Origin of the sequence: Burkholderia sp. 28_3, from assembly GCF_003253915.1 — a bacterium.
In the GTDB taxonomy this organism is placed as follows: Bacteria; Pseudomonadota; Gammaproteobacteria; order Burkholderiales; family Burkholderiaceae; genus Burkholderia; species Burkholderia cenocepacia.
In genome coordinates, this window is sequence record NZ_QKZF01000042.1 from 21,140 (window position 1) to 28,572 (window position 7,433).

At 63.7% G+C, this 7,433-nt stretch carries 4 protein-coding genes and 4 pseudogenes; 3 read left to right on the forward strand and 5 right to left on the reverse strand.

Annotated features, from left to right (window positions below; all coding sequences use genetic code 11):
* Nucleotides 1-16: 16 nt before the first annotated feature.
* The 5 genes and pseudogenes from DFS13_RS37955 to DFS13_RS37975 form a co-directional block, all read right to left on the reverse strand.
* Nucleotides 17-1,324, reverse strand: coding sequence for a TolC family protein (locus tag DFS13_RS37955; RefSeq protein WP_039349349.1), 1,308 nt, complete (start codon nucleotides 1,322-1,324; stop codon nucleotides 17-19).
* A 258-nt stretch (nucleotides 1,325-1,582) separates the two neighbouring features.
* A pseudogene (locus tag DFS13_RS37960) lies at nucleotides 1,583-1,716 on the reverse strand (IS3 family transposase); the annotation flags it as partial.
* A gap of 187 nt (nucleotides 1,717-1,903) precedes the next feature.
* Nucleotides 1,904-2,089, reverse strand: a pseudogene (locus DFS13_RS40525) (transposase domain-containing protein); the annotation flags it as partial.
* Nucleotides 2,090-2,618: 529 nt separating this feature from the next.
* A complete protein-coding gene (locus DFS13_RS37970) occupies nucleotides 2,619-2,951 on the reverse strand; it encodes a zinc ribbon domain-containing protein (protein WP_034175768.1) in 333 nt (110 codons plus the stop codon).
* Nucleotides 2,952-2,996: 45 nt separating this feature from the next.
* On the reverse strand, nucleotides 2,997-5,390 hold the full coding sequence (locus DFS13_RS37975; RefSeq protein WP_080289699.1) for a heavy metal translocating P-type ATPase: 2,394 nt from the start codon (nucleotides 5,388-5,390) through the stop codon (nucleotides 2,997-2,999).
* Nucleotides 5,391-5,472: 82 nt separating this feature from the next.
* Between DFS13_RS37975 and DFS13_RS37980 the strand changes: the two are divergent.
* The 3 genes and pseudogenes from DFS13_RS37980 to DFS13_RS37990 form a co-directional block, all read left to right on the forward strand.
* Nucleotides 5,473-5,895: pseudogene (locus DFS13_RS37980) on the forward strand (Cd(II)/Pb(II)-responsive transcriptional regulator).
* An 88-nt stretch (nucleotides 5,896-5,983) separates the two neighbouring features.
* Complete coding sequence (locus DFS13_RS37985; RefSeq protein WP_027810736.1) at nucleotides 5,984-6,970, forward strand: cation diffusion facilitator family transporter; 987 nt, start codon at nucleotides 5,984-5,986, stop codon at nucleotides 6,968-6,970.
* A gap of 59 nt (nucleotides 6,971-7,029) precedes the next feature.
* Nucleotides 7,030-7,338, forward strand: a pseudogene (locus tag DFS13_RS37990) (transposase); the annotation flags it as partial.
* Nucleotides 7,339-7,433: the final 95 nt, after the last annotated feature.

A 7,433-nucleotide genomic window follows, 5' to 3' on the forward strand; every position in this document is an offset into this window, starting at 1 on the left:
CAGTTAAGAGGGGCGCTCATTGCGCGCCGGCCGCGAGCGGCGTGCCGACGAGCCGGCCGATATCGGCACGGGCCGTATGCGCGTCGGCAAGCGCACGGACGTATTGCGACTGCCCCTGGAACAGCGTGCGCTGCGCGTCGAGCACGTCGAGGAAGCTGAACTTCCCGAGTTCGTAGCCGCGCGACATCGCGTCCAGCGCGACGCGCGCGGCCGGCAGGATGTCGGACTTCAGCCGCTGCGCTTCCTGCTCGGCGGCCTCGAAATTGGCGTATGCCTGCGTCAGTTCAAGCCGCAGCCGCGTGCGTTCGCGGTCGAGATCGGCGTTCGCGCGCTCGGCCTTGTGCGTCGCCTCGAGCAGCGCGCCCTTGTTCGTGTTGAACAGCGGAATCGGGATCGACACACCGACCACCGCCTGGTTGTCGGGCACGCCGCCCGTGGTCACGCGCTTCACGCCGGCGCTGACCGTCACGTCCGGGATGCGGCGCGCGCGCTCCAACGACACGGCCGCGTTCGAGCGCAGCATTTCGGCACGCGCGATTCGCGCGAGCGGCGCATCATCGAGCCGCGCAGTCAGCGCGGACAGCGGCTCGACCGACGGTACGGCTTCGAGGTCGCCGAGCACCGCAAGCGGGTCGTTGCGCGCTTCGCCCATCACCGCGTTCAGCTTCTCGCGCGCAACGTCGACACGGCCACGCGCGGTCACGACTTCGATCTGCACGCCGGCCGCCGCCACCTGGGCCTTGGTCGCCTCGACCGGCGACACCTTGCCGGCCTGCGCGCGACGGGCTGCCAGATCCGCGGAGCGCGCGGCGATCGCGGCCGACTCCTCGGTCACCTGAAGCTGGCGCTGCGCGGCGAGCAGCCCGTAGAAGGCTGCGATCACGTCGGCGCGCACGACGGCGCCCTGCTCGTCGAGCGATGCGCTGGCCGATTCGCGGCCATACGACGCGACGTCGAGCCGCGCGCGACGCTTGCCGCCCAGTTCGATCGTCTGGTTGATCAGCGCGGTCGACGTGCGTTCCGCGCGGCTGAAGCCTTCCTGCAGAAACGACACTTCGGGATTCGGGCGCGCGCCTGCCTGCATCAGCGCGCCGGCCGATGCATCGACATCCGCGCGCGCGCCGCGCAGCGCCGGGTTGTTTCGGGCGGCGACCGCGAGCGCGTCGGCAAGCGTCAATGACGATGCAGGAAGTGCGTCGGACGGCGGTGCGCCGATCGGCGCGGCGGCGGCAGCCGGGGCCGGCCCCGGCGACAGCGATGGCTGCGCATGAGCCGTCGCGGCCATCGCGAAAACGATGGCCACGGCGAGGTTGAGCTTGAACATGTTCAGTTCTGCGGTAACGGTTTGCGACCGATGCTACGGACCGGCCGCAGTGCGAACATGAGGCGAAGATGACAATTCCGTCATGTCCGGCGCGACAGGTGTTGAGGTTGGTAGATCGGCGCGCGTCAATGTAGTTGCCGCCTGATTCATGCAGCCAGAGGCTGTTTGCTGCCGACGTGCGGGGCCATCGCAACGCAGCGTCGCGCCGTTATCGCCGTGCAGCACCAGGCTGTTTTTGTCGCTCGGCACGTTTGCCGTCCATGGACAAGCGGATGCCCGGTGCACATCGAACTGCTGCGCCAGTTCGGCTAGCGTCCGCTCACCTTGACCGCCGCCATCGCCACTTTCGCTTTTAACACGGCTGAGTGCGTCCGTCGGGTTCTCTTCGTCATCTTTCTGGTTCCTTTGTCGGCATTATCGCCGGCTCAGGCCCCGAGCGTTCCACTGATCCCACTGTCCGAATTTGCGCGGCCATCTCTTTCAGACGTCGTGATCGCAGCCGTTACGTTCAGCTAAGCGATAGTGCTCAACATCGGTAAGCACCCGGTAAAGGCACCGAGACTCGTGAGGTGCCGCTGATCAAGCCGCGGCGAGCGTCCAGCGATGCGGAAGCAGCGCCGCGATGTCGTCGGCACGATGCGTGGGCAGTCGGGTAAGCACCTCTTTCAGGTAGGCGTACGGATCATGGCCGTTAAGCTGCGCCGACCGGATCAGGCTCATGATCGCGGCTGCACGTTGCCCCGCGCGCAGTGAGCCGGCGAACAACGCGTGGCCGCCAACCGCGGATATGCTCAGCAATGCGGCGAGCACGACCGGTACGGCGAGCGTCCACAGCCTGCTTGTGCGCGCAACGTTGAGCGCGGCGCTCACCGACAGCGCGAGAAAAAGCACCTCGAGCGTGAGAGCTATCGTGAGGATGAGGCCCGTCTGTTCGCCCGCCGAAAATGCGATACCAAGTACCAGACCATCGACGATGAGGTCGATGGCCGTGACGATGATCAGACCTGTCGGCAGCGTTGCATCTTCCAACCACCTCTCCAGCCGGTCGCACATCTGCCGGATGCCAGCGTCAGCAACAGGCCCAGTACGGAGCCGATGACGACTGGGGTCGTCGTGTGCGTTCTGTCCTGGAGCAGTAACCCCAGGGACGCAGCTGCGAACACGATGCCGCCGGTGAAATGCTGGATGACACTGGTTGTGCGGGCACCGGGCGTCTTCACGGATACGACGAGCGCCCCGGCGCCTGCTGCGAGAAGGGGCGGAAGCGTAAGAAGCGCCAGTTTAACGGCGGGCGTCATCCAGTGACCGGACTGCCGCACTGGCTGCAGAACCTCGCGCCGGTCGCCAGCGCAACATTGCATTTTCCGCATACCACTGGACCCAGCGACGTGGCGCATTGACTGCAGAAACGTGCGCCCTGCGCATTGGCCGTCATGCATTTCGGACAGGTAACGGCGTCCGTGGCACGCTGCGGAGGTGCCGCCGTCCTTCCCCAAGCCTGGTCATGATGACCACCTGAGCCGTGGCCGCCACCATAGCCGTGGCCACCGCCGTGTGCGTCCCGTCCGCCCTCGTGGCTACCGCGGCCGCCATGATGACCACCAAGTATTCTTTCCAACCACCCCATCGCAACCTCCAGTAGAGTCGGGTCAGTTCTGGCACTGCCTGCCGTTCACTTGCGCAGCAGACGCAGGCCGTTGCCCACCACCAGTAGACTGGCTCCCACGTCGGCGAATACCGCCATCCACATGGTTCCGTACCCCGCCACCGTGAGTGTCAGGAAGACAGCCTTGATTCCAAGCGCCACGGTTATGTTCTGCACGAGGATGGAATGCGTCGCTCTGGACAGGCGGATGAAGGCAGGAATCTTTCGCAGGTCGTCATCCATTAGCGCGACGTCTGCCGTCTCGATCGCGGTGTCCGTTCCCATTGCGCCCATTGCGAAGCCAATATCGGCCCGCGCGAGCGCCGGCGCGTCATTGATGCCGTCACCGACCATGCCGACTGTCGCCCCGTCGGCCGCCAATGCATCGACGGCATTGAGCTTGTCTTCAGGCAACTGGTTTCCCTTCGCCTGGTCAATGCCGACCTGCCCGGCAATCGCTTCTGCCGTGTGCGGATTATCGCCGGTGAGCATCGCGGTGCGCACCCCCAGCCGATGCAATTCCGCGATGGCTGCGCGGCTGGTGTCCTTCACGGTGTCTGCGACCGCAAAGAGCGCCACGACGCGGTCATTATTGACCAGCATGACGACCGTCTTTCCCTGTCGCTCAAGGGTATCCAGACGGGCCTCCAGGTCCGGCGAACAACGTCCCATTTCTTCGACCAGCCGGTGGTTGCCGAGCGACCAGGACACGCCATCGATCGTGCCGCGCACGCCGCGGCCGGGAATTGCTTCGAAGTCATCGACCGGCAGACGCGGAAGATGCTGCACCTCCGCGGCGTTGGCGATCGCCAGTGAAACCGGATGATCGGAGCGACTTGCAAGACTCGCGGCCAACGCGCAGCAGTTCGCGAGGTCGACCTGCGCACGCAGTTCGAAATCAGTCTGCACCGGCTTGCCATGGGTGATCGTGCCTGTCTTGTCGAGAGCGAGCCAGGTCAGCTTTCGCCCCTGTTCAAGGTAGGTGCCGCCCTTGATCAGGATGCCACGGCGCGCTGCAGCGGCGAGGCCACTGACAATTGAGACCGGCGTCGAAATCACAAGGGCGCACGGGCACGCGATGACGAGCAGCACGAGCGCCTTGTAGATCCAGTCATGCCAGTTCCCGTTCATCACCAGCGCCGGGACGACCGCGACCGCCATGGCGATCGCGAACACGATTGGCGTGTAGACTCGTGCGAACTGGTCGACGAACCGTTGAGTTGGCGCCTTCGCGCCTTGCGCTTCCTCCACCGCGTGGATGATACGGGCGAGCGTCGTGCTGCCCGCCGCCGCGGTGACGCGATATTCGAACGAGCCCGCTTCGTTGATCGTCCCAGCGAACACCAGGTCACCTTCGGCTTTTTCGACCGGCAGGCTCTCGCCCGTGATCGGTGCCTGGTTGATGCTCGAGCGCCCCGCCACGATGTTGCCGTCGAGGCCGATACGCTCGCCCGGTTTCACGCGCACCACGGAGCCAACGATCACCGACCCCGCCTCGATTTCGGCCCACGAGCCGTCCGGTTGCCTGACGGTGGCCTTTTCAGGGGCAAGCCGCATGAGACCCTGAATCGCGTGGCGTGCGCGGTCGAGCGACTTCGCCTCAACCAGCTCGGCAATCGTGAACAGCACCATCACCATCGCGGCTTCCGGCCACTGGCCGAGCGCCAGTGCGCCGGTGACGGCGATGCTTATCAGCGCGTTGATGTTCAGATTGCCGTTGCGGAGTGCCACCCAGCCCTTTCGGTAAGTCGTGAGACCGCACGCCAGGACAGCAAGGATGGCCAGTGCGGCGCTCACCCATCCCGGCTGTCCCAACCAGCTCGCTGCTTCCGACGCAATCGCCGCCAAACCGGCTAGCGCGAGTGGCCACCACGGCTTCGCGGGCGCTTCCGGAACCGCTGCAAGCTGCCCACCGGCTTTGGCAACCTCAGGAGTAAAGTCCAGCGAGCGGATTGCGTCGAGCACCGGCGCGAGGGCGTCCGGCGCGTGGGTAACAGTCAGCACCCGCTGCATCAGATTGAACTCCATGCCCTTGACGGACGCCATTGCGCCGAGCTTGTTGCGAATCAAGGCTTCTTCCGTGGGGCAGTCCATCTGCAGAATGCGGATCGGCGTGCAGACGCTGTCACTGGCCACCGTCGGCGAGGCGAGCGCACCCAACGTTGCTGCGCCGGGAGTGCAGCAGCTGCCGTCGTGGTCGTGGTCGTGATCACGGCCATGATCATGGCTGTCGCTGTGTACGGGAGCGTGCTCATGCCAATGGGCGGTGCCACAGCAATGCTCCTGGTCGCGATCGTGAGCATGAGCGGAGCCGTCGGTTGCCGCGGCGAGCTGACCGCCATGGCTGTGAGCGGATTGATCCTGATGGCCAACCTGCTGGAGATTGGTGTTTCCGCCAGACGAAGGGGTCGTTTTGGACATTGCTGGATTCCTTAAGCGCGTTGTGGTCTAGTAAACACCTTGGAGCCGCTCCAAGGTCAAGCACAGCGCAAGGAAATTTTGTATGAAAATTAGCGAGCTGGCCATGCAGGCAGCTGCACGGCCGATACGGTCCGGTTCTACGAGAAGGAAGGCCTTTTTCCCGTTGCGGAACGGTCCGATACCAATTACCGGATCTACGGCGACACGCACCTTCAGAGGCTGCGTTTCCTTCGAAACTGCCGGGCCTGGGCATGAGTCACACCGAGATCCTGACGCTGCTGGATGCAAGCGAAGCCTCAGGCGTTGACTGTGCTGGCGTAAACGGGCTTGTCGATGAACATATTGGTCACGTTGCGGAACGGATTGACGAACTCAACGCGCTGAAAGGGCAATTGCTGTGCGCAGCCGGTGCGCCGCCAGGAATGCAGTCGAAGACTGCGGCATTATGCAGGAGCTTCGCACGACGGTGATGGCTGGTTCGCCCCCATCGCACAGCCACGTCTGAGCATTACCGCAAGTCGACATGGCGCGCGAGTGCAAGGCATCCACATTGCTATCGCGTTGGCATGACCATGAAGAACGTAGGAGCCAGGATGACACGCCCCAGCGGACACGACCATCATCACGACGACCACGGCGAGCACGCTCATCATCAGGATAGCCACGGGCATCACCACCACAATCACGCACCGCCCGCCGGGTTCGATAGCGCGTTCGCGATCGGCTCAGCGCTCAATGCCGGTTTCGTGGTGGCAGAGGTTGTATATGGTCTCGCGGCGCACTCCATCGCTTTGCTCGCAGACGCCGCACACAACCTTGGCGATGTCCTTGGACTCCTGCTGGCCTGGTTCGCGGCATGGCTTGGACGGCGAAAACCAACGCATAGTCGCACCTACGGATACAGCAGAAGCTCGATCCTCGCGTCGTTGACCAACGCGGTTGTACTGCTGGTCGGCGTTGGCGGCATTTCCGTGGAGGCGATCCGGCGACTGACTTCGGGGCTGGCTAACGACCAGGTCGGCGGCAGAACCGTCATGATCGTCGCTGCAATCGGCATCCTGATCAATGGCGCAACGGCGCTGTTATTTGCCCGCGGACGTGCGGGCGATCTGAACATCAAAGGAGCGTTCCTGCATATGGCTGCGGACGCCGCCGTCTCCGCCGGAGTCGTGATCTCGGGACTCGTCATCATGATGACCGGTTGGTCCCTGCTCGATCCGATTGTCAGCCTCGGCATCGCGGCGCTGATTCTGTTTTCAACATGGGGACTGCTGCGCGACAGCGTCAATCTGGCGCTCGATAAAGTACCGGAAGCGGTAGATGCAGCGAAGGTACAGGCCTTTCTCGCTTCTATGCCTGGCGTGCAGGACGTTCATGATCTCCACATCTGGCCGCTGAGCACGACAGAGACTGCGTTGACAGTACATCTGGTACGACCCGGGGGCGGCATCGATGATGCGTTTGTTCAGTCAGCCTGCGAGGAACTACGCACGCGCTTCTCCATCAATCACGCTACGTTTCAGATCGAGGCCGGTGATCCGTCGCATCCGTGCCTTCTGGCTCCCGCACACGTTGTGTAGCCGGGGAGTCAGTCTCAGTGTAAGCCTCCGGCGAAGTCATCTTGAAGGCGATCATCGAAAGCAAGGTCTGGGCACTCGACACGACGTACGTTCCGATGGCGCGCGGCTTCGTCTATCTGACGGCAGTCGTCGACTGGGCAAGCCGCCGTGTGCTCGCGCACCGGGTAGCCATCACGCTCGAAGCCGAGCATGCCGTCGCCGTGCTGGAAGAGGCGTTCGCGAGGTATGGGCAGCCGGAAATCGTCAATACCGATCAGGGTAGCCAATTCACCAGCGACGCGTTCACTGAGATGGTGCTCGGCAAAGGCGTCCGGCTGTCGATGGATGGCAAGGGCAGTTGGCGCGACAATGTGTTCGTCGAGCGGCTAGGACCTATCCGTCATTTTGTGGGCGGGGCATATCATGAGGTGTAAAAGCCATGGATATGCCGATGAAGAAGAAAAGACAAACCGTAGCGCGTCAG